Genomic DNA, 22,200 nt, shown 5'->3' with positions numbered 1-22,200 from the left:
ATGAACAGCACGCTTATCCAGACAGACCGTTTCGCCCTGAGCGAAACCGAGCGCTCGGCCATCGAGCACGAGATGCATCACTACGAGGACCCGCGCGCGGCGTCCATCGAAGCCCTGAAGATCGTCCAGAAGGAACGAGGCTGGGTGCCGGACGGCGCTATCTATGCCATCGGCGAAGTGCTGGGCATCCCCGCCAGCGACGTCGAGGGCGTAGCCACCTTCTATAGTCAGATCTTCCGCCAACCAGTCGGTCGCCACATCATTCGCGTGTGCGACAGCATGGTCTGCTACATCGGTGGCCACGAGTCGGTGGTCAGCCAGATCCAGAGCGAACTGGGCATCGGCCTCGGCCAGACCACCGCCGACGGTCGCTTCACCTTGCTGCCGGTGTGCTGCCTGGGCAACTGCGACAAGGCCCCGGCGCTGATGATCGACGACGACACCTTTGGCGACGTGCAGCCCGCTGGCGTCGCCAAGCTGCTGGAGGGTTACGTATGACCATCACTTCCTTCGGCCCGGCCAACCGCATCGCCCGTTCGGCCGAAACCCACCCGCTGACCTGGCGCCTGCGTGACGACGGCGAGCCGGTCTGGCTCGAAGAGTACCAGGCCAAGAACGGCTACGCCGCTGCCCGCAAGGCACTGGCGCAGATGTCCCAGGACGATATCGTCCAGGCCGTCAAGGACTCCGGCCTCAAGGGCCGTGGCGGCGCAGGCTTCCCCACTGGCGTGAAGTGGGGCCTGATGCCCAAAGACGAGTCCATGAACATCCGCTACCTGCTGTGCAACGCGGACGAAATGGAACCCAACACCTGGAAGGACCGCATGCTGATGGAGCAACAGCCCCATCTGCTGGTCGAAGGCATGCTGATCAGCGCCCGTGCGCTGAAGGCCTACCGCGGCTACATCTTCCTGCGTGGCGAGTACACCACCGCGGCCAAGCACCTGAACCGTGCCATCGAGGAAGCCAAGGCCGCGGGCCTGTTGGGCAAGAACATCCTGGGCAGCGGCTTCGACTTCGAGCTGTTCGTGCACACCGGTGCCGGTCGCTACATCTGCGGTGAAGAAACCGCGCTGATCAACTCCCTGGAAGGCCGCCGCGCCAACCCTCGCTCCAAGCCGCCCTTCCCTGCCGCCGTCGGCGTGTGGGGCAAGCCGACTTGCGTGAACAACGTCGAAACCCTGTGCAACGTCCCGGCCATCGTCGCCAACGGCAACGACTGGTACAAGTCGCTGGCCCGCGAAGGCAGCGAGGACCACGGCACCAAGCTGATGGGCTTCTCCGGCAAGGTGAAGAACCCGGGCCTGTGGGAACTGCCGTTCGGCGTCACCGCCCGCGAGCTGTTCGAAGACTACGCAGGTGGCATGCGCGACGGCTTCAAGCTCAAGTGCTGGCAGCCAGGCGGTGCCGGTACCGGCTTCCTGCTGCCCGAGCACCTCGACGCGCAGATGTACGCCGGTGGCATCGCCAAGGTCGGCACCCGTATGGGTACGGGCCTGGCCATGGCGGTGGACGACAGCATCAACATGGTCTCGCTGCTGCGCAACATGGAAGAGTTCTTCGCCCGTGAATCCTGCGGCTGGTGCACCCCATGCCGCGACGGCCTGCCATGGAGCGTGAAGATGCTGCGCGCCCTGGAGAAGGGCCAGGGCCGCGCCGAAGACATCGAGACCCTGCTGGGTCTGGTCAACTTCCTCGGCCCAGGCCGTACCTTCTGTGCTCACGCACCGGGTGCCGTCGAGCCTCTGGGCAGTGCCATCAAGTATTTCCGGTCCGAGTTCGAGGCCGGTGTCGCTCCAGCAACTGCTGGCGACGCCCTGCGCCCGAACCTGGCCAAGCCAATCCAGGCCGGGCCGATCGTGGTCGGCGCATAACAAGATGAATCGCGGATGGTCCGTGCCATCCGCCGGCCTCGCGGCCCGCCCGACTCGTTCGGTGCGGGCCGCAGGTCCACCGATTTCCATTAGCCACGCCCGCTCGCGCGGGCCAACGAAGAACTTTGAACCATGGCCACTATCCACGTAGACGGCAAAGCGCTCGAAGTCAACGGTGCGGACAACCTGCTACAGGCTTGTCTGTCACTCGGCCTCGACATCCCCTATTTCTGCTGGCACCCGGCGCTCGGTAGCGTCGGCGCCTGCCGGCAGTGTGCGGTCAAGCAGTACACCGACGAGAACGACACCCGCGGTCGTATCGTCATGTCCTGCATGACCCCTGCCTCCGACGGCACCTGGATTTCCATCGACGATGAAGAGTCCAAGGCGTTTCGCGCCAGCGTCGTCGAATGGCTGATGACCAACCACCCGCACGACTGCCCGGTGTGCGAGGAAGGCGGTCACTGCCACTTGCAGGACATGACGGTAATGACCGGCCACAACGAGCGCCGCTACCGTTTCACCAAGCGTACCCACCAGAACCAGGAACTCGGCCCGTTCATCGCCCACGAGATGAACCGCTGCATCGCCTGCTATCGCTGCGTGCGCTACTACAAGGACTACGCTGGCGGCACCGACCTGGGTGTCTACGGCGCCCACGACAACGTGTACTTCGGTCGCGTCGAAGATGGCGTGCTGGAAAGCGAATTCTCCGGCAACCTCACCGAGGTCTGTCCGACCGGTGTGTTCACCGACAAGACCCACTCCGAGCGCTACAACCGCAAGTGGGACATGCAGTTCTCGCCGAGCATCTGCCATGGCTGCTCCAGCGGCTGCAACATCAGCCCCGGCGAGCGCTACGGTGAACTGCGACGCATCGAGAACCGCTTCAACGGTTCGGTCAACCAGTACTTCCTCTGCGACCGTGGCCGCTTCGGTTATGGCTACGTCAATCGCAAGGACCGTCCTCGCCAGCCACGCCTGGCCGACGGCACCCAGCTGAACCTGGACCAGGCCCTGGACCAGGCTGCCGACCTGCTGCGCGGACGCAACATCGTCGGCATCGGCTCGCCACGCGCCAGCCTGGAAAGCAACTATGCGTTGCTGGAGCTGGTCGGCGCCGAGCACTTCTATTCCGGTATCGAAGCCAGCGAGCTGGAGCGCATCCGCCTGGCGATGCAAGTGCTCAAGGACAGCCCGCTGCCGATTCCCAACCTGCGTGAAGTGGAAGACCACGACGCGGTGTTCGTCCTCGGCGAGGACCTGACCCAGACCGCCGCCCGCATGGCCCTGGCCCTGCGCCAGTCGGTCAAGGGCAAGGCCGAGGAAATGGCCGACGCCATGCGCGTCCAGCCATGGCTCGACGCTGCGGTGAAGAACATCGGCCAGCACGCGCTGAACCCGCTGTTCATCGCCAGCCTGGCTGCAACCCGCCTCGACGACGTCGCCGAAGAGTGTGTACACGCCGCTCCCGACGACCTGGCCCGCATCGGTTTCGCCGTGGCCCACGCCATCGACGCCAGCGCTCCAGCGGTGGAAGGCCTGGACCGCGAAGCCCAGGAACTGGCCCAGCGCATCGCCGATGCCCTGCTGGCCGCCAAGCGCCCGCTGATCGTTTCCGGTACTTCCCTGGGTTCCAAGGCACTGATCGAGGCCGCGGCCAACATCGCCAAGGCCCTGAAGCTGCGTGACAAGGCCGGCTCCATCAGCCTGGTGGTGCCAGAGGCCAACAGCCTCGGCCTGGCCATGCTCGGTGGCGAATCGGTGGACGCGGCCCTGCAAGCGGTGATCGACGGCCGTGCCGACGCCATCGTGGTCCTGGAAAACGACCTGTACACCCGCACCGACGCCGCCAAGGTGGATGCCGCACTGAACGCCGCCAAGGTGGTGATCGTGGCCGACCACCAGCAGACCGCTACCGTGGAACGCGCGCACCTGGTGCTGTCGGCGGCGAGCTTCGCCGAAGGCGATGGCACCCTGGTCAGCCAGGAAGGTCGCGCCCAGCGCTTCTTCCAGGTCTTCGACCCGACCTACCTGGACGCCAGCATCATGGTCCACGAAGGCTGGCGCTGGCTGCACGCCCTGCGTAGCACCCTGCTGAACAAGCCGGTCGACTGGACCCAGCTGGACCAGGTGACCGCTGCCTGCGCCGCGAGTAACGCGCAACTGGCCAGCATCGTCGATGCCGCGCCGTCCGCCGCGTTCCGCATCAAGGGCCTGAAGCTGGCGCGCGAACCGCTGCGCTACAGCGGCCGGACCGCCATGCGCGCCAACCAGAGCGTGCACGAACCGCGTACATCGCAAGACCCGGATACCGCCTTCGCCTACTCCATGGAAGGTTACTCGGGCTCCGCCGAACCGCGCTCGCAAGTGCCATTCGCCTGGTCACCGGGCTGGAACTCGCCGCAAGCCTGGAACAAGTTCCAGGATGAAGTCGGCGGCCACCTGCGCGCCGGCGACCCGGGTACCCGCCTGATCGAAAGCCAGGGCGATCGCCTGAGCTGGTTCGCCAGCGCACCGAAGGCCTTCTCCCCGGCCCAGGGCACCTGGCAGGCCGTGCCGTTCTACCACCTGTTCGGCAGCGAGGAGAACTCCTCGAAGGCCGCTCCGATACAAGAACGCATTCCAGCCGCCTACGTGGCCCTGGCCAAGTCCGAGGCCGACCGCCTGGGCGTCAACGATGGCGCCATGCTCGCGATCAAACTGGCTGGCCAGACCCTGCGCCTGCCGCTGCGGATCAACGAAGAGCTGGGTGCCGGCCTGGTGGCCCTGCCAGTCGGCCTGGCCGGAATTCCTCCGGCGTTCGCAGGCAAATCCGTTGACGGTCTGCAGGAGGCGGCGCAATGAGTTGGTTTACCCCTGAAGTGATCGACGTGATCCTCACGGTCGTCAAGGCGATCGTCATCCTGCTGGCGGTGGTGATCGCCGGTGCGCTGCTGAGCTTCGTCGAACGTCGCCTGCTGGGCTGGTGGCAGGACCGCTACGGTCCGAACCGCGTTGGCCCGTTCGGCATGTTCCAGATCGCCGCCGACATGCTGAAGATGTTCTTCAAGGAAGACTGGACCCCGCCGTTCGCCGACAAGGTGATCTTCACCCTGGCACCGGTGGTGGCCATGAGCGCCCTGTTGATCGCCTTCGCGATCATCCCGATCACCCCGACCTGGGGTGTCGCGGACCTGAACATCGGCCTGCTGTTCTTCTTCGCCATGGCCGGCCTTTCGGTCTATGCGGTGCTGTTCGCCGGCTGGTCGAGCAACAACAAGTTCGCCCTGCTGGGCAGCTTGCGTGCCTCGGCCCAGACCGTGTCCTACGAAGTGTTCATGGGCCTGGCGCTGATGGGCATCGTGGCCCAGGTCGGTTCGTTCAACATGCGCGACATCGTCGACTACCAGGCGCAGAACCTGTGGTTCATCATTCCGCAGTTCTTCGGCTTCTGTACCTTCTTCATCGCAGGCGTGGCCGTGACTCACCGTCACCCCTTCGACCAGCCCGAAGCGGAACAGGAACTGGCCGACGGTTACCACATTGAATATGCCGGCATGAAGTGGGGCATGTTCTTCGTTGGCGAATACATCGGCATCATCCTGATCTCGGCACTGCTGGTCACCCTGTTCTTCGGTGGCTGGCACGGTCCGTTCGGCATCCTGCCGCAACTGTCCTTCGTCTGGTTCGCGTTGAAGACCGCGTTCTTCATCATGCTGTTCATCCTGCTGCGCGCCTCGATCCCGCGCCCACGCTATGACCAGGTGATGGACTTCAGCTGGAAGTTCTGCCTGCCGCTGACCCTGATCAATTTGCTGGTGACCGCTGCGCTCGTGCTCTACAACGCGCCAGCCGTTGCGGCCCAGTGAGGATTTGACCCATGTTCAAATATATTGGCGACATCGTGAAGGGTACTGGTACCCAGTTGCGCAGCCTGGTCATGGTCTTCGGCCATGGCTTTCGCAAGCGCGACACCCTGCAATACCCGGAAGAGCCGGTGTACCTGCCGCCCCGCTACCGTGGTCGCATCGTACTGACCCGCGATCCCGACGGCGAAGAGCGCTGCGTAGCCTGCAACCTGTGCGCGGTGGCCTGCCCGGTGGGCTGCATCTCGCTGCAAAAAGCTGAAACCGAAGACGGTCGCTGGTACCCGGACTTCTTCCGCATCAACTTCTCGCGCTGCATTTTCTGTGGTCTCTGCGAGGAAGCCTGTCCGACCACCGCGATCCAGCTGACACCGGATTTCGAGATGGCCGAGTTCAAACGTCAGGACCTGGTTTACGAGAAGGAAGATCTGCTGATCTCCGGTCCCGGAAAGAACCCTGATTACAACTTCTATCGTGTTGCAGGCATGGCCATTGCCGGTAAGCCCAAAGGCACCGCGCAGAACGAAGCCGAGCCGATCAACGTGAAGAGCTTGCTGCCTTAAGGAAGAACGATGGAATTCGCTTTCTATTTCGCGTCAGGTGTTGCGGTGGTCTCCACGCTTCGTGTGGTGACCAATACCAACCCTGTGCACGCCCTGCTCTACCTGATCATTTCGCTGATCGCCGTGGCGATGACCTTCTTCAGCCTCGGCGCGCCGTTCGCCGGCGCCCTGGAAGTGATCGCCTACGCCGGCGCCATCATGGTGCTGTTCGTATTCGTGGTGATGATGCTCAACCTCGGCCCGGCTGCGGTCCAGCAAGAGCGTATCTGGCTCAAGCCGGGCATCTGGATCGGGCCGGTGATCCTCGCTGCGCTGCTGCTGGTCGAACTGCTGTACGTCCTGTTCAGCCACCAGAGCGGTGCCGGCGTCGGTCAAACCACCGTAGGCGCCAAGGCCGTGGGCATCAGCCTGTTCGGTCCTTACCTGCTGGTGGTCGAACTCGCCTCGATGCTGCTGCTCGCCGCAGCCGTCACGGCGTTCCACTTGGGCCGCAACGAGGCGAAGGAGTAATACGATGCCTACTATCCCTCTCGAGCATGGGCTGGCGGTTGCCGGCATCCTGTTCTGCCTCGGCCTGGTCGGCCTGATGGTCCGCCGTAACATCCTCTTCGTGTTGATGAGCCTGGAAGTGATGATGAACGCCTCGGCACTGGCCTTCATCGTCGCTGGCGCCCGCTGGGCGCAGCCGGATGGACAAGTGATGTTCATCCTGGTGATCAGCCTGGCAGCCGCCGAGGCCAGCATTGGCCTGGCGATCCTGCTGCAGCTGTATCGCCGCTTCCACACTCTCGACATCGATGCTGCCAGTGAGATGCGCGGATGAACCTTCTCTTCCTGACTTTCGTCTTCCCCCTGATCGGCTTCCTGCTGCTGTCGTTCTCCCGCGGGCGGTTCTCGGAGAACCTGTCCGCGCTGATCGGCGTCGGCTCGGTAGGCCTCTCGGCCGCCACCGCCGCCTACGTGATCTGGCAGTTCAATGTCGCCCCGCCAGCAGGCGGCGCGTACAGCCAGCTGCTGTGGCAGTGGATGTCGGTGGACGGCTTCGCGCCGAACTTCACCCTGTACCTGGACGGCCTGTCGGTGACCATGCTTGGCGTGGTGACCGGCGTCGGCTTCCTGATCCACCTGTTCGCGTCCTGGTACATGCGTGGCGAAGCCGGCTACTCGCGGTTCTTCTCCTACACCAACCTGTTCATCGCCAGCATGCTGTTCCTGATCCTCGGCGATAACCTGCTGTTCATCTACTTCGGTTGGGAAGGCGTGGGCCTGTGCTCGTACCTGTTGATCGGTTTCTACTACAGCAACCGCAACAACGGTAACGCTGCACTCAAGGCCTTCATCGTCACCCGTATCGGCGACGTGTTCATGGCCATCGGCCTGTTCATCCTGTTCCAGCAACTGGGCACCCTGAACGTCCAGGAACTGCTGGTGGCAGCGCCGCAGAAGTTCCAGGCCGGTGATTTCTGGATCACCCTGGCGACCCTGATGCTGCTCGGCGGCGCCGTCGGTAAATCGGCCCAGCTGCCGCTGCAGACCTGGCTGGCGGACGCGATGGCGGGCCCGACCCCGGTTTCGGCACTGATCCACGCCGCGACCATGGTGACCGCGGGTGTCTACCTGATCGCCCGTACCCACGGCCTGTTCACCCTGGCGCCGGAAATCCTGCACCTGGTGGGCCTGGTCGGCGGCGTGACCCTGGTCCTGGCCGGCTTCGCCGCGCTGGTACAGACCGACATCAAGCGCATCCTCGCCTACTCGACCATGAGCCAGATCGGCTACATGTTCCTGGCCCTGGGCGTGGGTGCCTGGGATGGCGCGATCTTCCACCTGATGACCCACGCCTTCTTCAAGGCCCTGCTGTTCCTGGCCTCCGGTGCGGTGATCGTGGCCTGCCACCACGAGCAGAACATCTTCAAGATGGGCGGCCTGTGGAAGAAACTGCCCCTGGCCTACGCCAGCTTCATCGTCGGTGGCGCGGCCCTGGCGGCCCTGCCCCTGGTCACCGCCGGCTTCTACTCCAAGGACGAGATCCTCTGGGAAGCCTTCGCCAGCGGCAACCAAGGCCTGCTGTATGCCGGCCTGGTGGGTGCGTTCATGACCTCGCTGTACACCTTCCGCCTGATCTTCATCGCCTTCCACGGTGAAGCCAAGACCGAAGCCCACGCCGGCCACGGCATTTCCCACTGGCTGCCGCTGGTGGTGCTGATCGTGCTGTCCACCGGTATCGGCGCGATGATCACTCCGCCCCTGCACGGCGTGCTGCCCCTGAGCGCCGGCCATGCTGGCGGCGAAGCCAAGCACAGCCTGGAAATCGCCTCGGGCGCCATCGCCCTGGCCGGTATCCTGCTGGCCGCCCTGTTGTTCCTTGGCAAGCGTCGCGTGGTCACCGCCATCGCCAACAGCGGCATCGGGCGTCTGCTCTCGGCCTGGTGGTTCGCCGCCTGGGGCTTCGACTGGATCTACGACAAACTGTTCGTCAAGCCATACCTGGCGATCAGCCATGTACTGCGCAAGGACCCGCTCGATCAGACCATCGGTTTGATCCCGCGTATGGCCAAGGGGGGCCACAACTCCCTGAGCCGTACCGAAACCGGTCAACTGCGTTGGTACGCCGCCTCGATGGCTGCCGGTGCCGTGCTGGTCATCGGCGCCGTCGTGCTGGTAGCGGTCTGATATGAACCTTGCGAACTTGCGAAAGGAATTGAGCCCGTCATGATTCTGCCTTGGCTAATCCTGATCCCCTTCATCGGCGGCCTGCTGTGCTGGCTGGGTGAGCGCTTCGGCGCCACCCTCCCCCGCTGGATTGCGCTGTTGACCATGACCCTGGAACTCGCCCTCGGCCTCTGGCTGTGGGCCCACGGTAACTATTCATTTGCTCCGGCGCCTGGCGTCGATCCGACTTGGGCCATCGAGTTCAAGCACCAGTGGATCCAGCGCTTCGGCATCAACGTGCACCTGGCCCTGGACGGCCTGTCGCTGTTGATGATCCTGCTGACCGGCCTGCTGGGTATCCTCTCGGTACTCTGCTCCTGGAAAGAGATCGAGCGCCACGTGGGCTTCTTCCACCTGAACCTGATGTGGATCCTGGGCGGCGTTGTCGGCGTGTTCCTGGCGCTGGACCTGTTCATGTTCTTCTTCTTCTGGGAAATGATGCTGGTGCCGATGTACTTCCTCATCGCGCTCTGGGGTCATAGCTCGGCCGATGGCAAGAAGACCCGGATCTACGCGGCGACCAAGTTCTTCATCTTCACCCAGGCTTCCGGCCTGATCATGTTGGTGGCGATCCTGGGCCTGGTGCTGGTCAACTTCAACAACACCGGGGTGATCACCTTCGATTACGCCCAGTTGCTGAAGACCAAGATGTCCACCGCCACCGAGTACATCCTGATGCTCGGCTTCTTCATCGCCTTCGCGGTGAAGCTGCCAGTGGTGCCGCTCCACTCCTGGCTGCCTGACGCTCACGCCCAGGCACCGACCGCCGGCTCCGTGGACCTGGCCGGTATCCTCCTGAAGACCGCGGCCTATGGCCTGCTGCGCTTCGCCCTGCCATTGTTCCCCAACGCTTCGGCGGAGTTCGCACCGATCGCCATGACCCTGGGCCTGATCGGCATCTTCTACGGTGCCTTCCTGGCCTTCGCCCAGACCGACATCAAGCGCCTGATCGCCTTCTCCAGCGTGTCCCACATGGGCTTCGTGCTGATCGGCATCTACTCCGGCAGCCAGCAAGCCCTGCAGGGCGCGGTGATCCAGATGCTGGCCCACGGTGTTTCGGCAGCCGCGCTGTTTATCCTCAGCGGCCAGCTGTACGAGCGCACCCATACTCGCGACATGCGTGAAATGGGCGGCCTGTGGTCGCGTATCGCCTACCTGCCGGCCATCAGCCTGTTCTTCGCAGCCGCCTCCCTGGGCCTGCCGGGCACCGGCAACTTCGTCGGCGAGTTCCTGATCCTGATCGGTACCTTCGTCAGTGCGCCATGGATCACCGCGATCGCCACTTCCGGCCTGGTGTTCGGCTCGGTCTACTCGCTGATCATGATCCACCGTGCCTACTTCGGCCCGTCCAAGTCGGACGCCGTGCTGCACGGCATGGATGCTCGCGAACTGATCATGGTGCTGGGACTGGCGGTACTGCTGATCTACATCGGCGTGTACCCGCAACCGTTCCTCGATACCTCTGCCGCCACCATGCATGGCGTGCAGCAATGGCTCAGCACCGCCTTCACTCAACTCGCTTCGGCCCGGTAAGAGCGCTATGGACTTTACGATTCAACACTTTATCGCCCTGGCGCCGCTGTTGATCACCAGCGCCACCCTTGTGGTGGTGATGTTGGCGATCGCCTGGCGTCGCAATCACGCCCAGACCTTCCTCCTCTCGGTGGCGGGCCTGAACCTGGCCTTGCTGTCGATCTTCCCGGTGCTGAAAGTGGCACCCATCGCGGTCACGCCGCTGTTGCAGATCGATCAGTTCGCCTGCCTCTACATGGCCCTGATCCTGGTGGCCACCCTGGCCTGCGTGACCTTGGCCCACGCCTACCTGGGCGACGGCAGCAGTGGTTACCCGGGCAACCGTGAAGAACTGTACCTGCTGATCCTCCTGGCCGCCGCAGGTGGCCTGGTGCTGGTCAGCGCGCAGAACCTGGCCGGCCTGTTCATCGGCCTGGAACTGCTGTCGGTACCGGTCTACGGCCTGGTGGCCTATGCCTTCTTCAACAAGCGCTCCCTGGAAGCCGGCATCAAGTACATGGTGCTGTCGGCCGCCGGCTCGGGCTTCCTGTTGTTCGGCATGGCCCTGCTCTATGCAGAAGCCGGCAGCCTGAGCTTCAGCGGCATCGGCCAGGCCCTGGCGGCCACCGGCCTGCCAAGCCCGCTGGCACAGCTGGGCCTGGGCATGATGCTGGTCGGCCTGGCGTTCAAGCTGTCGCTGGTGCCTTTCCACCTGTGGACCCCGGACGTCTACGAAGGGGCTCCTGCCCCGGTAGCCGCCTTCCTGGCCACCGCCAGCAAGGTCGCGGTGTTCGCGGTGCTGGTGCGCCTGTTCCAGCTGTCGCCAGTGGCCAGCAGCGGCGTCCTGAGCAACGTACTGACCGTGATCGCCATTGCCTCGATCCTGGTGGGTAACCTGCTGGCGCTGACCCAGAGCAACCTCAAGCGCCTGCTGGGTTACTCGTCCATCGCTCACTTCGGTTACCTGCTGATCGCCCTGGTGGCGAGCAAGGGCCTGGCGATGGAAGCCATCGGCGTGTACCTGGTCACCTACGTGATCACCAGCCTCGGCGCCTTCGGCGTGATCACCCTGATGTCCTCGCCCTACAAAGGCCGCGACGCCGACGCCCTGTACGAATATCGCGGCCTGTTCTGGCGCCGTCCGTACCTGACCGCCGTGCTGACCGTGATGATGCTGTCCCTGGCCGGTATCCCGCTGACCGCAGGCTTCATCGGCAAGTTCTACATCATCGCCACCGGTGTCGAAGCGCACCAATGGTGGCTGGTGGGCTCGCTGATCCTGGGTAGTGCCATCGGCGTGTTCTACTACCTGCGCGTGATGGTCACCCTGTACCTGATCGAGCCGAACCTGCGTCGCGTCGATGCCCAGCTGCACTGGGAGCAGAAAGCCGGTGGCGTCATGCTGCTGGCCATCGCGGTGCTGGCGTTCTTCCTCGGTGTGTACCCGCAGCCACTGCTGACCCTGGTCCAGCATTCCGGCCTGGCGGGCTGATCGCCCAAGCGACAACGCTCCACACAAAACGGCACCTTCGGGTGCCGTTTTGCATTTCAGGCGCCCCGCCCTCCCCTCTTCCCACCAATGCTCGGAATCCTCCCCGGCGCCCTGGCGATTGATTCCGAAAGCCGCTTGCGGATCCCCGTCCTAGGCTATCCCCTCGGTCTGGCAACGAGCCGGAGCATCGCTGGAAAAATAAGGTCGAGGACAGAAGCAATGAGCAGACACGAGATCTTTCCCGAGCCACTGGAGGGCGTCCAGGCCCTCACCCTGGAGCGCCAGGGCCAGATCACCCTGCGCAGCCAGCAGGTGAAGCTCGCCAAGCTGCCGCCCATCAGCGCTGCCGAGGTCCTGAAGGTCCGCCAGCGACTGAACCTCTCGCGCTCGGTATTCGCCATGTACCTGCGCACCAACACCCGCACCCTGGAGAACTGGGAACAAGGCCGCGCCACTCCCAGTGCCCAGGCCACCACCTTGATCCGCCTGGTCGAACGCTTCCCGGATACCATGCAGCGCCTGGCTGCGCTGACCTGAGGGGGCTTTTTCCCGCAGCCAATAAAAAACCCGCACGAGGCGGGTTTTTTATTGCTTGCGAACCAGGGCTCAGTCAGCCAGGCGCCAGGTGGTGCCACCCTTGCCGTCTTCCAGGATCACGCCCATGGCGGTGATCTGGTCGCGGATCCGGTCGGACTCGGCCCAATCCTTGTTGGCCCGGGCCGCCAGGCGGGCCTGGATCAGCGCCTCGACCTGCGCCGCGTCGACCCGACCACCGGCATCGGCCTGCAGGAAGTCCTCGGCCTCCAGTTGCAGTACGCCCAGTACGTCTGCCAGTTGCCGCAAGCGAGCCGCCAGGCCCGCCGCCGCGTCGAGATCGCTCTCACGCAGGCGGTTGATCTCGCGCACCATCTCGAACAGCACGGCACAGGCTTCCGGGGTACCGAAGTCGTCGTTCATCACCTGGGTGAAACGCTCGACGAAGGCCTCGCCGCCGGCAGGGGTCACTTTAGGCAAGCCCTTGAGCGCGTGGTAGAACCGCTCCAGGGCGCCCTTGGCGTCCTTGAGGTTGTCTTCCGAGTAGTTGATCGCACTGCGGTAATGGCTGGACACCAGCAGGTAGCGCACCACCTCCGGATGGTACTTGTCGAGCACGTCGCGGATGGTGAAGAAGTTGTTCAGGGACTTGGACATCTTCTCGCCATTGATGCGGATCATGCCGCAGTGCATCCAGGCATTGGCGTAGGTCTTGCCGGTGGCCGCCTCGCTCTGGGCGATCTCGTTCTCGTGGTGCGGGAACTCCAGGTCGCTGCCGCCGCCATGGATGTCGAAGGTCTCGCCCAGGCAGCAGGTGGACATCACCGAGCACTCGATGTGCCAGCCCGGACGCCCGGCGCCCCATGGCGACTCCCAGCTCGGCTCGCCCGGCTTGGTGGCCTTCCACAGGACGAAGTCCAGCGGGTCCTGCTTGGCTTCGTCGACCTCGATCCGCGCACCGATGCGCAGGTCCTCGATCTTCTTGCGCGACAGCTTGCCGTAGCCCATGAACTTGGCGACGCGGTAGTACACGTCGCCATTGCCAGGCGCGTAGGCATAACCCTTGTCGATCAGGGTCTGGATCATGCTCAGCATGCCCGGGATATGATCCGTGGCCCGTGGCTCCAGGTCCGGCTTCTTGATGTTCAGCCGGGCCTCGTCCTCGTGCATGGCCTTGATCATGCGTTCGGTCAAGGCGTTGTACGGCTCGCCGTTCTCCCGCGCCCGATTGATGATCTTGTCTTCGATATCGGTGATGTTGCGCACGTAGGTCAGGTTGTAGCCGCTGAAACGCAACCAGCGGGTCACCAGGTCGAAGGCGACCATGCTGCGGCCGTGGCCGATGTGGCAGTAGTCGTACACGGTCATGCCGCACACGTACATGCGCACATTGTTGCCATCCAGGGGCTTGAAGACTTCTTTGCTCTTGGTGAGCGTGTTGTAGATCGTTAGCACGTTAGTTCCTTGACTGAATCACTGACCCCAGGAGTCGCGCAGGGTCACGGTACGGTTGAATACCGGGGCACCTGGTTTCGAGTCCTTGATATCCGCGCAGAAGTAGCCTTCGCGCTCGAACTGGAAACGGTCCTCCGGCTGTGCGTTGCCCAACGAGGGTTCGGCACGACAACCAGTGAGCACTTGCAGGGAGTCAGAGTTGATGTTGTCCAGGAAACTCGCACCGTCCTCGGCCTTCTCCGGGTTCGGCGAACGGAACAGGCGATCGTACAGGCGTACTTCGCACTCGACGCTGGCGGCGGCCGGCACCCAGTGGATCACGCCCTTGACCTTGCGGCCCTCCGGATTCTTGCCCAGGGTGTCCGGATCGTAGGAGCAGCGCAGTTCGACGATGTTGCCATCGGCATCCTTGATCGCCTCGTCGGCGCGGATCACGTAGCTGCCACGCAGGCGCACTTCACCGGCCGGCTCCAGACGCTTGTAGCCTTTTGGCGGCTCTTCCATGAAGTCGTCGCGATCGATGTAGATTTCACGGGCGAACGGCAGCACGCGCATGCCCATGTCTTCTTTCGGGTGACGCGGCAGCTCGAGGTTCTCGACCTGGCCTTCCGGGTAGTTGGTGATCACTACCTTCAACGGGCGCAGCACGCACATGGCACGCGGGGCGCTCTGGTCGAGGTCGTCGCGGATGCTGAATTCGAGCATGCCGAAATCCACCACGCCGTCGGAACGGTTGGTGCCGATCATCTCGCAGAAGTTGCGGATCGACTTGGGGGTGTAGCCACGACGGCGGAAGCCCGACAGGGTCGACATGCGCGGGTCGTCCCAGCCGTTGACGTGGCCTTCGTCCACTAGCTGCTTGAGCTTGCGCTTGCTGGTGATGGTGTAGTTCAGGTTCAGGCGGCTGAACTCGTACTGGCGCGGCTTGCATGGCACCGACAGGTTGTCCAGGAACCACTCGTACAGCGGACGATGGCTTTCGAACTCCAGGGTGCAGATCGAATGGGTGATGCCTTCGATAGCGTCCGACTGGCCGTGGGTGAAGTCGTAGATCGGGTAGATGCACCACTTGTCGCCGGTCTGGTGATGGTGGGCATGGCGGATGCGGTAGAGGATCGGGTCGCGCAGGTTCATGTTCGGCGAGGCCATGTCGATCTTGGCCCGCAATACGCGCTCGCCGTCCTTGAACTCGCCGGCCTTCATGCGGGCGAACCAGTCCAGGTTCTCTTCCACCGAGCGCTCGCGAAACGGGCTGTTCTTGCCCGGCTCGGTGAGGGTACCACGGTATTCCTTGGCCTGATCGGGAGTCAGGTCGTCGACATAGGCCTTGCCCGCCTTGATCAGCTCCACTGCCCAATCGTGCAACTGGTCGAAATATTGCGAGGCATAGCGCACTTCACCGGCCCATTGGAAACCCAGCCACTTGACGTCGCGCTCGATGGCGTCGATGTACTCCTGGTCTTCCTTGGCCGGGTTGGTGTCGTCGAAACGCAGGTGGGTGACGCCGCCGAATTCCTGGGCCAGGCCGAAGTTCACGCAGATCGACTTGGCATGACCGATGTGCAGGTAGCCGTTGGGCTCCGGCGGGAAGCGGGTCACGATCTGCGTGTGTTTACCCGAGTCCAGGTCCGCCTGGATGATCGGGCGCAGGAAGTTGACCGGTACGGCCGGTCCAGTCTTGGAATTGGAGGTAGGGTCGACAGTGGGCTTGCTCATAGGATCCTTGAACGTACAAGTGCGCGGCCGGATGCGGCCTGATAAATCAAAACGGATATCATAGCCGATGCTGTCAAGTGCCTGACAGAGCGCAGCTTTAAAACTGCGGCTATTAATAGCAGGCCCGTTAAAAAACCACCTCGAAATTCATGGCTCTCAGGCTAAACTGCGCTCCTTGGCCGCAGGATGCTGCCAAATCGGCCCGGACCACTTGCCTGTCCCGGCCGCGAAGATTTTCTTGAAAACGCTTTCCTTATAAAGAGTACCGACCATGACCCAAGTCAAACTGACCACCAACCACGGCGAGATCGTGCTGGAACTGAACGCCGAGAAAGCCCCGTTGACCGTGGCCAACTTCGTCGAATACGTGAAAGCCGGTCATTACGAAAACACCATTTTCCACCGCGTCATCGGTAACTTCATGATCCAGGGCGGCGGCTTCGAACCTGGCATGAAAGAGAAGAAAGACAAGCGCCCAAGCATCCAGAACGAAGCGGACAACGGCCTCTCCAACGACAAGTACACCATCGCCATGGCCCGTACCATGGAGCCGCATTCGGCCTCCGCGCAGTTCTTCATCAACGTCACCGACAACAGCTTCCTCAACCACAGCGGCAAGACCGTACAGGGCTGGGGTTACGCGGTGTTCGGCAAGGTGATCGCCGGTAGCGAAGTGGTCGACAAGATCAAGGGCGTGGCCACCACCATGAAAGCCGGCCACCAGGACGTACCGGCAGAAGACGTGATCATCGAGAAAGCCGAGATCATTGAGTGATACTGCTGATTTCAGACCTGCATCTGGAAGAGCAACGCCCGGACATCACCCGGGCGTTTCTGGATTTACTCGGTGGCCGCGCCCGCGACGCCGAGGCGCTGTACATCCTCGGCGACTTCTTCGAGGTATGGATCGGCGACGATGCCATGACCCCCTACCAGCTTTCCATCTGCCAGGCGCTGCGAGAGCTGAGCGATAGCGGCACCCAGGTATTCCTGATGCACGGCAATCGCGACTTCCTGCTCGGCCAGGCCTTCTGCAAGGCCGCCGGCGCCACCCTGCTCAAGGACCCCAGCGTCGTCGACTTCTACGGCGAGCCGGTACTGCTGATGCATGGCGACAGCCTGTGCACCCGCGACGAAGCCTACCAGCGCATGCGCCGTTACCTGCGCAACCCGCTGAGCCTGTGGATCCTGCGCCACCTGCCATTGCGTACCCGCCACAAGCTGGCGCGCAAGCTGCGCAGCGAAAGCCGGGCGCAAACCCGGATGAAGGCCAACGACATCGTCGACGTCACCCCGGAACAAGTGCCACTGGTGATGCAGCAACAGGGGGTGCGCACCTTGGTGCATGGCCACACCCACCGCCCGGCGTTCCACAAACTGCAGATCGGCGACCAGGCGGCCCGGCGCATCGTGCTGGGCGACTGGGACCGTCAGGGCTGGGCGCTGCAGGTGGACGAACACGGCATGCAACTGGCGGCCTTCGACTTCGTACCCACTCAGCTGGCGCTACCGGACTCTCCCTGAAGCAACGCTTGCCTGAAACGAACACCGGCGTGCCGGCGAAGAGGTTCTCGAACTTGCCATAGGTTCGAGGAGCGCTCCGCCGGCACGCCGGTGTTCTTTATCGCTGCTATGCCCGTCAGTGCCCGCCCGAGGCCGGGCCGGCCTTGGCGGCGAACGGCGGCTTGGCCATCCAGACCAGCAGGAGCAGGCCCATGAAACTCCACCCCAGCAGGGTGAAGTAGTCCACGGTGGACAGCATGTACGCCTGGCTGGTGAGGATCTGGTCCATCTGCGCGTAGGCCTTGGTGCTGGCGCCGCCCAGGCTGTTCAGGGCTTCCCGGGTGGCCGGGTCGAAGACACTCATGTGCTCGCTCATGTAGGCGTGGTGCTGGTCCGCCCGGCGAATCCAGATCCAGGTGGTCAGCGAGGCCGCGAAGCTGCCGCCCAGGGTCCGCAGGAAGGTCGCCAGGCCGGCGCCATCGGCGATCTCGTGGGGCGGCAGGTCCGACATCAGGATGCTCAGGGTCGGCATGAAGAACAGCGCCACGCCGATGCCCATGAACAACTGCACCAGGGCCACATGCTGGAAGTCCACCTCGTTGGTGAAGCCGGCACGCATGAAGCAGCTCAGGCCCATGGCCAGGAACGCCAGGCCCGCCAGCAGGCGCAGGTCGATCTTGTGCGCATACTTGCCGACAAAGGGCGACATCAACACCGGCAGGATACCGATCGGCGCCACGGCCAGGCCGGCCCAGGTGGCGGTGTAGCCCATCTGGGTCTGCAACCATTGCGGCAGGATCAGGTTGATCCCGAAGAACCCCGCGTAACCGGCCACCAGCACGATGGTGCCGATGCGGAAGTTGCGATGGGCGAACAGCCGCAGGTTGACCACCGGATGGCGATCGGTCATTTCCCAGATCACGAACGCCGTCAGGGCGATCACCGAGATCACGCTGCCAATGACGATGAAGTTGGATTCGAACCAGTCCAGGTCGTTGCCCTTGTCGAGGACGATCTGCAAGGCACCGACACCGATGATCAGCGCCAGCAGGCCGACGTAGTCCATCGGCTGGCGACTGGTGACCACCGGCCGCGCCTTGAGCTGCTGCATCACCACCCAGGCGGCGAACAGCCCGATGGGAATGTTGATGAAGAAGATCCAGGGCCAGCTGTAGCTGTCGGTGATCCAGCCACCGAGGATCGGCCCGGCGATGGGCGCCACCACCGTGACCATCGCCAACAACGCCAGGGCCATGCCTCGCTTCGCCGGCGGATAGACGGCGATCAGCAGGGTCTGGGTCATCGGGTACAACGGCCCGGCCACCACCCCTTGCAGCACCCGGAAGCCCACCAGCTCGGGCATCGAGGTGGAAATGCCGCACAGGAACGAGGCCAGCACGAACAGCAGCGTGGCCCAGATGAACAGCTTCACTTCGCCGAAGCGCCGGCTCAGCCAACCGGTGAGCGGCAAGGCGATGGCGTTGCTCACGGCGAACGAGGTGATGACCCAGGTGCCCTGCTCCGAACTCACCCCCAGGTTGCCCGAGATGGTCGGCAGCGCCACGTTGGCGATGGTGGTGTCGAGCACCTGCATGAAGGTCGCCAGCGACAGGCCGATGGTGCTCAACAGCAAGCTGGGCGGGGTGAAAGAGGCGTTATTGCTCATCGCGAATCCTTTGGGACGGGACAGGCCTCCCGGCTCCTAGGCGGAGCCGGGACGGACGGATTGGCGAATCAGCGCTTGGCCGTCTTGCCGATGGCCGCACTGTTGTCGTGGATCAGCCGGGTGATCAGGGCATCGGCTTCCACCAACTGGCGGTCGTAGACAGCGGTGCTGAACGAGGCCTTTTGCGGTGGCTGCTGGGCCAGCACCGGTCCGCTCTGGTCCCGCAGGTTGACGTTGACCACCGTCGACAGGCCGACCCGCAGCGGATGCTTGGCCAGCTCCTCGGCATTGATGTGGATCCGCACCGGCACCCGCTGGACGATCTTGATCCAGTTACCGGTGGCATTCTGCGCCGGCAGCAGGGCGAAGGCGCTGCCGGTACCGGCGCCGAGGCTGTCCACGGTGCCGCTGTACTTCACATCGCTGCCATAGATGTCGGCCTCGATGTCCACCGGCTGGCCGATGCGCATGTCGCGCAGCTGGGTTTCCTTGAAGTTGGCATCGATCCACAGCTGGTCCAGGGGAATCACCGCCATGAGCGCCGTGCCCGGCTGCACGCGCTGGCCCAGTTGCACGGTGCGCTTGGCCACGTAGCCGGTGACCGGGGCGATCAAGGTGCTGCGCGCGTTGTTCAGGTAGGCCTGGCGCAGTTGCGCGGCCGCCGACTGCACGTCCGGATGGTTGGAAACCACGGTGTCGTCCACCAGGGCGTTGGTGGTGTTGAGCTGCTGCTGGGCGTTGGCCAGGGCATTCTGCGCGCTGGTCAGGTCATCCCGGGCGTGGGACAGCTCTTCCTGGGAAATCGCCCCGCTGGCCGCGAGGTTCTTGCGGCGGTTGTAGTTGTCCTGGGCTTTCTGCACCTCGGCCTTCTGCGCGGCCACCTGGGCCCGCATGCCATCCACATTGCTGTACAGGCCGCGCACCTGGCGCACGGTCCGCGCCAGGTTGGCCTCGGCGCTCTGCAGGCCGACCTGGGCATCGTTGGGGTCGAAGTTGATCAGCACCTGGCCTTCATGCACCAGGTCGCCATCGTCGGCGCCGATACTGACCACCGTGCCGGTGACCAGCGGGGTGATCTCCACCACGTTGCCGTTGACGTAGGCGTCGTCGGTATTTTCATTCCAGCGGCCATAGAGCTCATGCCAGGCGTAGACGCCCAGGCCGCCCAGTACGACGATGGCCGCCAGCCCCAGCAGCATGACCTTGCGCTTGCGTGGGTTGGCGGTGTCCGGAGTGCTTGGAGTGTTTTGAGTGTCGGCGGTAGCCATGACAAATACCTCGAATTATTTGGTCTGCGGGGCGGGGCTGGGATTGGCCGAAGCCAGGTTCTGGGTGTCGAAACCGCCCCCCAGGGCCTGCATCAGTTGGATCGACAGGTCGATCTGTTGCGCGTTGAGCGTGGCCAGTTGGCGCTGGGTCTGCAGCAATTGCTGCTCGATGCTCAGCACGTCCAGGTAGTTGCCGATACCCGAGCCGTAGCGCTGGACCACCGTGTCATAGGACTCCTGGGCGATGTCGGTGGCATGTTGCTGGGCAGCGATCTGCCGGCCGATATCGCGCAACTGGGTGACGCTGTCGCTGACGTCGCCGAGGGCCGTCACCAGGGTCTTGTTGTACTGGGCCACCGCCAGGTCGTAGTCGGCATCCCGGGCGTCGAGGCTGGCCCGCAGCCGCCCACCGTCGAAGATCGGCAGCGAGACGGTCGGGGCGATATTGAAGAAACGGCTGGCGGAGCCGAACATCGCATCCCCCAGCACCGACTCGGCACCGGCACTGGCGCTCAGGTTGAGGTTGGGATAGAAACGGGTCTTGCTGGCGTCGATGTCCTTGCTCGCCGCCTCCACCCGCCAGCGGGCCGCCACCAGGTCGGGGCGACGCCCCAGCAACTCCGCCGGCAACACCGACGGCAGCGCCACGGCACTGGCCTGCAGGACCTTGGGCCGACGGATTTCGTCGGAGCGCTCCGGTCCCTTGCCCAGCAACACCGCCAGGGCGATCTTGGCGCTCTGCAATTGCTTCTCGGCATCGATCTGGCTGGCCTGGGAGCTGGCCTCCAGGCTCTCGGTCTGCTGGTACTGGTACTGGCTGTCGATCCCGGCGCTCAAGCGCCGCTGGCTCAGGTCGAGCATCTGCCGGGTCCGCTTGAGGTCCTCGGTGGCCAGGTCATGGACGATATAGGCACGCCCCAGGTCGCTATAGGCCCGGGCGACGTCGGCGGCCAGGCTCAAGCTGGCGGCCTGGCGATCGACCTCGGCGGCCCGGGCCTGGCCCAGGGCCGCTTCCCAGGCCGCGCGCTGACCGCCCCAGAGATCGAAGTTGTAGTTGAAGCGGGCGCCCAGGTTGCGCACCGTGGAATAGGCTCCGCCCTGCCCTCGGGGATCCTGGTCACGGGCCAGGCGCGAACGGCTGACACCGGCGCTGGCGTCCAGGGTCGGCATCCGCTCGGCATCGGCGGCATAGGCCGCGGCACTGGCCTGATGCGCGCGAGCGCTGGCGATCTGCATGTCCGGGCTGTCGCGCAGGGCCTCCTGGATCAGGCCGTCGAGCTGGCTGTCGCCCAGGCTCTTCCACCAGTCGGCACGGGGCCAGGCTGCCGGCGACAGGCTGACGCCATTGAGCGCCTGGCCGGTGGCCAGGCTCTGGGCCGAGAGACTCACGCCCTCGGTGTCCAGGCCACTGTAGTTGGCGCAACCGGCCAGGCTCATGGCCATCAGCACCAGGCTGGCGCGAGTACGCAAGGTTCTACTGCTCATTTGGCACCTACTCGCTGGATGGTGATCGGGTCACCGGCTGCCAGCAGCATTTTCTTGAGGATCTGTTCCAGGGTGGCCAACTCCTCGGGAGTGATGGCACCGGTCAATTCGTTCATCGCTTCGGCACCGATGACGGGCAAGCGGTCGGTGAGCTTGCGGCCTTCCTCGGTGAGCACCAGCTGCACCTGGCGGCGATCGCCTTCGGAACGCCTGCGCACCAGGAAATCCTTCTGTTCCAGACGATCGAGCATGCGGGTCATGGAACCGCTATCCAGGGACAAGTGACGGCACAGTTCGGCCGGGGTATCGCCACCGAACTGGGCCATGATGATCAGCACCTTGAACTGCGCGGCGGTGATGCCGTGGGGTTCCATGTGGGTGTCGAGGATCCGGTCCTTGAGCAAGGCGGCACGCCCCAGCAGCAGGCCAAGATGGCAATTGTGGAAGTCGTCCGGTTGGAAATGCTTCATCTGCTCACCAATTAGCTGCCTAGGCAGGGAGTGTGTGACGAGATGTTACTGCCTAGGCAGCGAATGTCAATGTAATAATTAGCATGCTCTTTACCTGGCTTA

General features: G+C 63.8%; 19 protein-coding genes. 13 read left to right on the top strand and 6 right to left on the bottom strand.

What is annotated here, in order from left to right:
• The 11 genes from nuoE to H7A76_RS13770 all read left to right on the top strand — a co-directional run bounded on the left by nuoE (position 1) and on the right by H7A76_RS13770 (position 12,538).
• On the top strand, positions 1-498 hold the full coding sequence (gene nuoE / locus H7A76_RS13820; protein WP_070091876.1) for an NADH-quinone oxidoreductase subunit NuoE: 498 nt from the start codon (positions 1-3) through the stop codon (positions 496-498).
• Positions 495-1,874, top strand: coding sequence for an NADH-quinone oxidoreductase subunit NuoF (gene nuoF, locus H7A76_RS13815; RefSeq protein WP_185699002.1), 1,380 nt, complete (start codon positions 495-497; stop codon positions 1,872-1,874). Before nuoE ends, nuoF begins: the two co-directional genes overlap by 4 nt.
• Positions 1,875-2,006: 132 nt before the next feature.
• Complete coding sequence (gene nuoG, locus H7A76_RS13810) at positions 2,007-4,721, top strand: NADH-quinone oxidoreductase subunit NuoG (RefSeq protein WP_185699001.1); 2,715 nt, start codon at positions 2,007-2,009, stop codon at positions 4,719-4,721.
• Positions 4,718-5,725, top strand: coding sequence for an NADH-quinone oxidoreductase subunit NuoH (nuoH, locus tag H7A76_RS13805; RefSeq protein ID WP_185699000.1), 1,008 nt, complete (start codon positions 4,718-4,720; stop codon positions 5,723-5,725). Before nuoG ends, nuoH begins: the two co-directional genes overlap by 4 nt.
• A gap of 11 nt (positions 5,726-5,736) precedes the next feature.
• On the top strand, positions 5,737-6,285 hold the full coding sequence (gene nuoI, locus H7A76_RS13800) for an NADH-quinone oxidoreductase subunit NuoI (RefSeq protein ID WP_022639651.1): 549 nt from the start codon (positions 5,737-5,739) through the stop codon (positions 6,283-6,285).
• A gap of 9 nt (positions 6,286-6,294) precedes the next feature.
• Entirely contained in the window at positions 6,295-6,795 is a 501-nt protein-coding gene (gene nuoJ / locus H7A76_RS13795; protein WP_185698999.1) for an NADH-quinone oxidoreductase subunit J, read from the top strand.
• Between the two features lie 4 nt (positions 6,796-6,799).
• On the top strand, positions 6,800-7,108 hold the full coding sequence (gene nuoK, locus H7A76_RS13790) for an NADH-quinone oxidoreductase subunit NuoK (RefSeq protein WP_022639653.1): 309 nt from the start codon (positions 6,800-6,802) through the stop codon (positions 7,106-7,108).
• On the top strand, positions 7,105-8,958 hold the full coding sequence (nuoL, locus tag H7A76_RS13785; protein ID WP_022639654.1) for an NADH-quinone oxidoreductase subunit L: 1,854 nt from the start codon (positions 7,105-7,107) through the stop codon (positions 8,956-8,958). The genes nuoK and nuoL overlap by 4 nt, the downstream gene beginning before the upstream one ends.
• A 39-nt stretch (positions 8,959-8,997) precedes the next feature.
• On the top strand, positions 8,998-10,530 hold the full coding sequence (gene nuoM / locus H7A76_RS13780) for an NADH-quinone oxidoreductase subunit M (RefSeq protein WP_185698998.1): 1,533 nt from the start codon (positions 8,998-9,000) through the stop codon (positions 10,528-10,530).
• A gap of 7 nt (positions 10,531-10,537) precedes the next feature.
• Entirely contained in the window at positions 10,538-12,001 is a 1,464-nt protein-coding gene (gene nuoN / locus H7A76_RS13775; protein ID WP_185698997.1) for an NADH-quinone oxidoreductase subunit NuoN, read from the top strand.
• A gap of 219 nt (positions 12,002-12,220) precedes the next feature.
• On the top strand, positions 12,221-12,538 hold the full coding sequence (locus tag H7A76_RS13770; protein WP_185698996.1) for a DNA-binding transcriptional regulator: 318 nt from the start codon (positions 12,221-12,223) through the stop codon (positions 12,536-12,538).
• Between the two features lie 69 nt (positions 12,539-12,607).
• On the opposite strand, the gene cysS is transcribed toward H7A76_RS13770, so the two are convergent.
• Entirely contained in the window at positions 12,608-13,990 is a 1,383-nt protein-coding gene (gene cysS / locus H7A76_RS13765; RefSeq protein WP_185698995.1) for a cysteine--tRNA ligase, read from the bottom strand.
• Positions 13,991-14,008: 18 nt separating this feature from the next.
• On the bottom strand, positions 14,009-15,706 hold the full coding sequence (locus H7A76_RS13760; protein ID WP_185698994.1) for a glutamine--tRNA ligase/YqeY domain fusion protein: 1,698 nt from the start codon (positions 15,704-15,706) through the stop codon (positions 14,009-14,011).
• A gap of 271 nt (positions 15,707-15,977) precedes the next feature.
• On the opposite strand from H7A76_RS13760, the gene H7A76_RS13755 reads away from it, so the two are divergent.
• Both H7A76_RS13755 and H7A76_RS13750 read left to right on the top strand, forming a co-directional pair.
• A complete protein-coding gene (locus H7A76_RS13755; protein ID WP_022639660.1) occupies positions 15,978-16,481 on the top strand; it encodes a peptidylprolyl isomerase in 504 nt (167 codons plus the stop codon).
• Positions 16,478-17,230, top strand: a complete 753-nt coding sequence (locus H7A76_RS13750) for a UDP-2,3-diacylglucosamine diphosphatase (RefSeq protein ID WP_185698993.1) — start codon at positions 16,478-16,480, stop codon at positions 17,228-17,230. The genes H7A76_RS13755 and H7A76_RS13750 overlap by 4 nt, the downstream gene beginning before the upstream one ends.
• Positions 17,231-17,345: 115 nt before the next feature.
• Here the strand turns inward: H7A76_RS13750 and H7A76_RS13745 are convergent, their stop codons facing one another.
• From H7A76_RS13745 to H7A76_RS13730, 4 genes are all read right to left on the bottom strand, one after another.
• A complete protein-coding gene (locus H7A76_RS13745) occupies positions 17,346-18,875 on the bottom strand; it encodes a DHA2 family efflux MFS transporter permease subunit (RefSeq protein ID WP_185698992.1) in 1,530 nt (509 codons plus the stop codon).
• 68 nt (positions 18,876-18,943) lie between these two features.
• Positions 18,944-20,143 carry an efflux RND transporter periplasmic adaptor subunit gene (locus H7A76_RS13740; RefSeq protein ID WP_185698991.1) on the bottom strand — a complete coding sequence of 400 codons (1,200 nt, stop codon included), beginning with the start codon at positions 20,141-20,143 and terminating at the stop codon, positions 18,944-18,946.
• A gap of 15 nt (positions 20,144-20,158) precedes the next feature.
• Entirely contained in the window at positions 20,159-21,628 is a 1,470-nt protein-coding gene (locus H7A76_RS13735) for an efflux transporter outer membrane subunit (protein ID WP_185698990.1), read from the bottom strand.
• Positions 21,625-22,098 (bottom strand): MarR family winged helix-turn-helix transcriptional regulator, encoded by a 474-nt coding sequence (locus H7A76_RS13730; RefSeq protein ID WP_185698989.1) that lies wholly within the window; start codon positions 22,096-22,098, stop codon positions 21,625-21,627. Before H7A76_RS13730 ends, H7A76_RS13735 begins: the two co-directional genes overlap by 4 nt.
• Positions 22,099-22,200: the final 102 nt, after the last annotated feature.

This window comes from Pseudomonas sp. MSSRFD41 (assembly GCF_014230245.1).
GTDB classification, from domain to species: Bacteria; Pseudomonadota; Gammaproteobacteria; order Pseudomonadales; family Pseudomonadaceae; genus Aquipseudomonas; species Aquipseudomonas piscis.
The sequence above is the reverse complement of the archived record's forward strand: the minus strand, read 5'-3'. Positions and strand labels throughout refer to the sequence as shown.

Bases quoted from the DNA above. Each gene is read 5' to 3' on its own strand.
- H7A76_RS13745 (WP_185698992.1), bottom strand. From the start codon at position 18,875: ATGAGCAATAACGCCTCTTTCACCCCGCCCAGCTTGCTGTTGAGCACC.
- H7A76_RS13735 (WP_185698990.1), bottom strand. From the start codon at position 21,628: ATGAGCAGTAGAACCTTGCGTACTCGCGCCAGCCTGGTGCTGATGGCC.
- H7A76_RS13770 (WP_185698996.1), top strand. From the start codon at position 12,221: ATGAGCAGACACGAGATCTTTCCCGAGCCACTGGAGGGCGTCCAGGCC.
- nuoH (WP_185699000.1), top strand. From the start codon at position 4,718: ATGAGTTGGTTTACCCCTGAAGTGATCGACGTGATCCTCACGGTCGTC.
- nuoN (WP_185698997.1), top strand. From the start codon at position 10,538: ATGGACTTTACGATTCAACACTTTATCGCCCTGGCGCCGCTGTTGATC.
- nuoI (WP_022639651.1), top strand. From the start codon at position 5,737: ATGTTCAAATATATTGGCGACATCGTGAAGGGTACTGGTACCCAGTTG.
- nuoL (WP_022639654.1), top strand. From the start codon at position 7,105: ATGAACCTTCTCTTCCTGACTTTCGTCTTCCCCCTGATCGGCTTCCTG.
- nuoF (WP_185699002.1), top strand. From the start codon at position 495: ATGACCATCACTTCCTTCGGCCCGGCCAACCGCATCGCCCGTTCGGCC.
- nuoK (WP_022639653.1), top strand. From the start codon at position 6,800: ATGCCTACTATCCCTCTCGAGCATGGGCTGGCGGTTGCCGGCATCCTG.
- nuoM (WP_185698998.1), top strand. From the start codon at position 8,998: ATGATTCTGCCTTGGCTAATCCTGATCCCCTTCATCGGCGGCCTGCTG.
- nuoJ (WP_185698999.1), top strand. From the start codon at position 6,295: ATGGAATTCGCTTTCTATTTCGCGTCAGGTGTTGCGGTGGTCTCCACG.
- H7A76_RS13760 (WP_185698994.1), bottom strand. From the start codon at position 15,706: ATGAGCAAGCCCACTGTCGACCCTACCTCCAATTCCAAGACTGGACCG.
- H7A76_RS13730 (WP_185698989.1), bottom strand. From the start codon at position 22,098: ATGAAGCATTTCCAACCGGACGACTTCCACAATTGCCATCTTGGCCTG.
- H7A76_RS13755 (WP_022639660.1), top strand. From the start codon at position 15,978: ATGACCCAAGTCAAACTGACCACCAACCACGGCGAGATCGTGCTGGAA.
- nuoE (WP_070091876.1), top strand. From the start codon at position 1: ATGAACAGCACGCTTATCCAGACAGACCGTTTCGCCCTGAGCGAAACC.
- H7A76_RS13740 (WP_185698991.1), bottom strand. From the start codon at position 20,143: ATGGCTACCGCCGACACTCAAAACACTCCAAGCACTCCGGACACCGCC.
- nuoG (WP_185699001.1), top strand. From the start codon at position 2,007: ATGGCCACTATCCACGTAGACGGCAAAGCGCTCGAAGTCAACGGTGCG.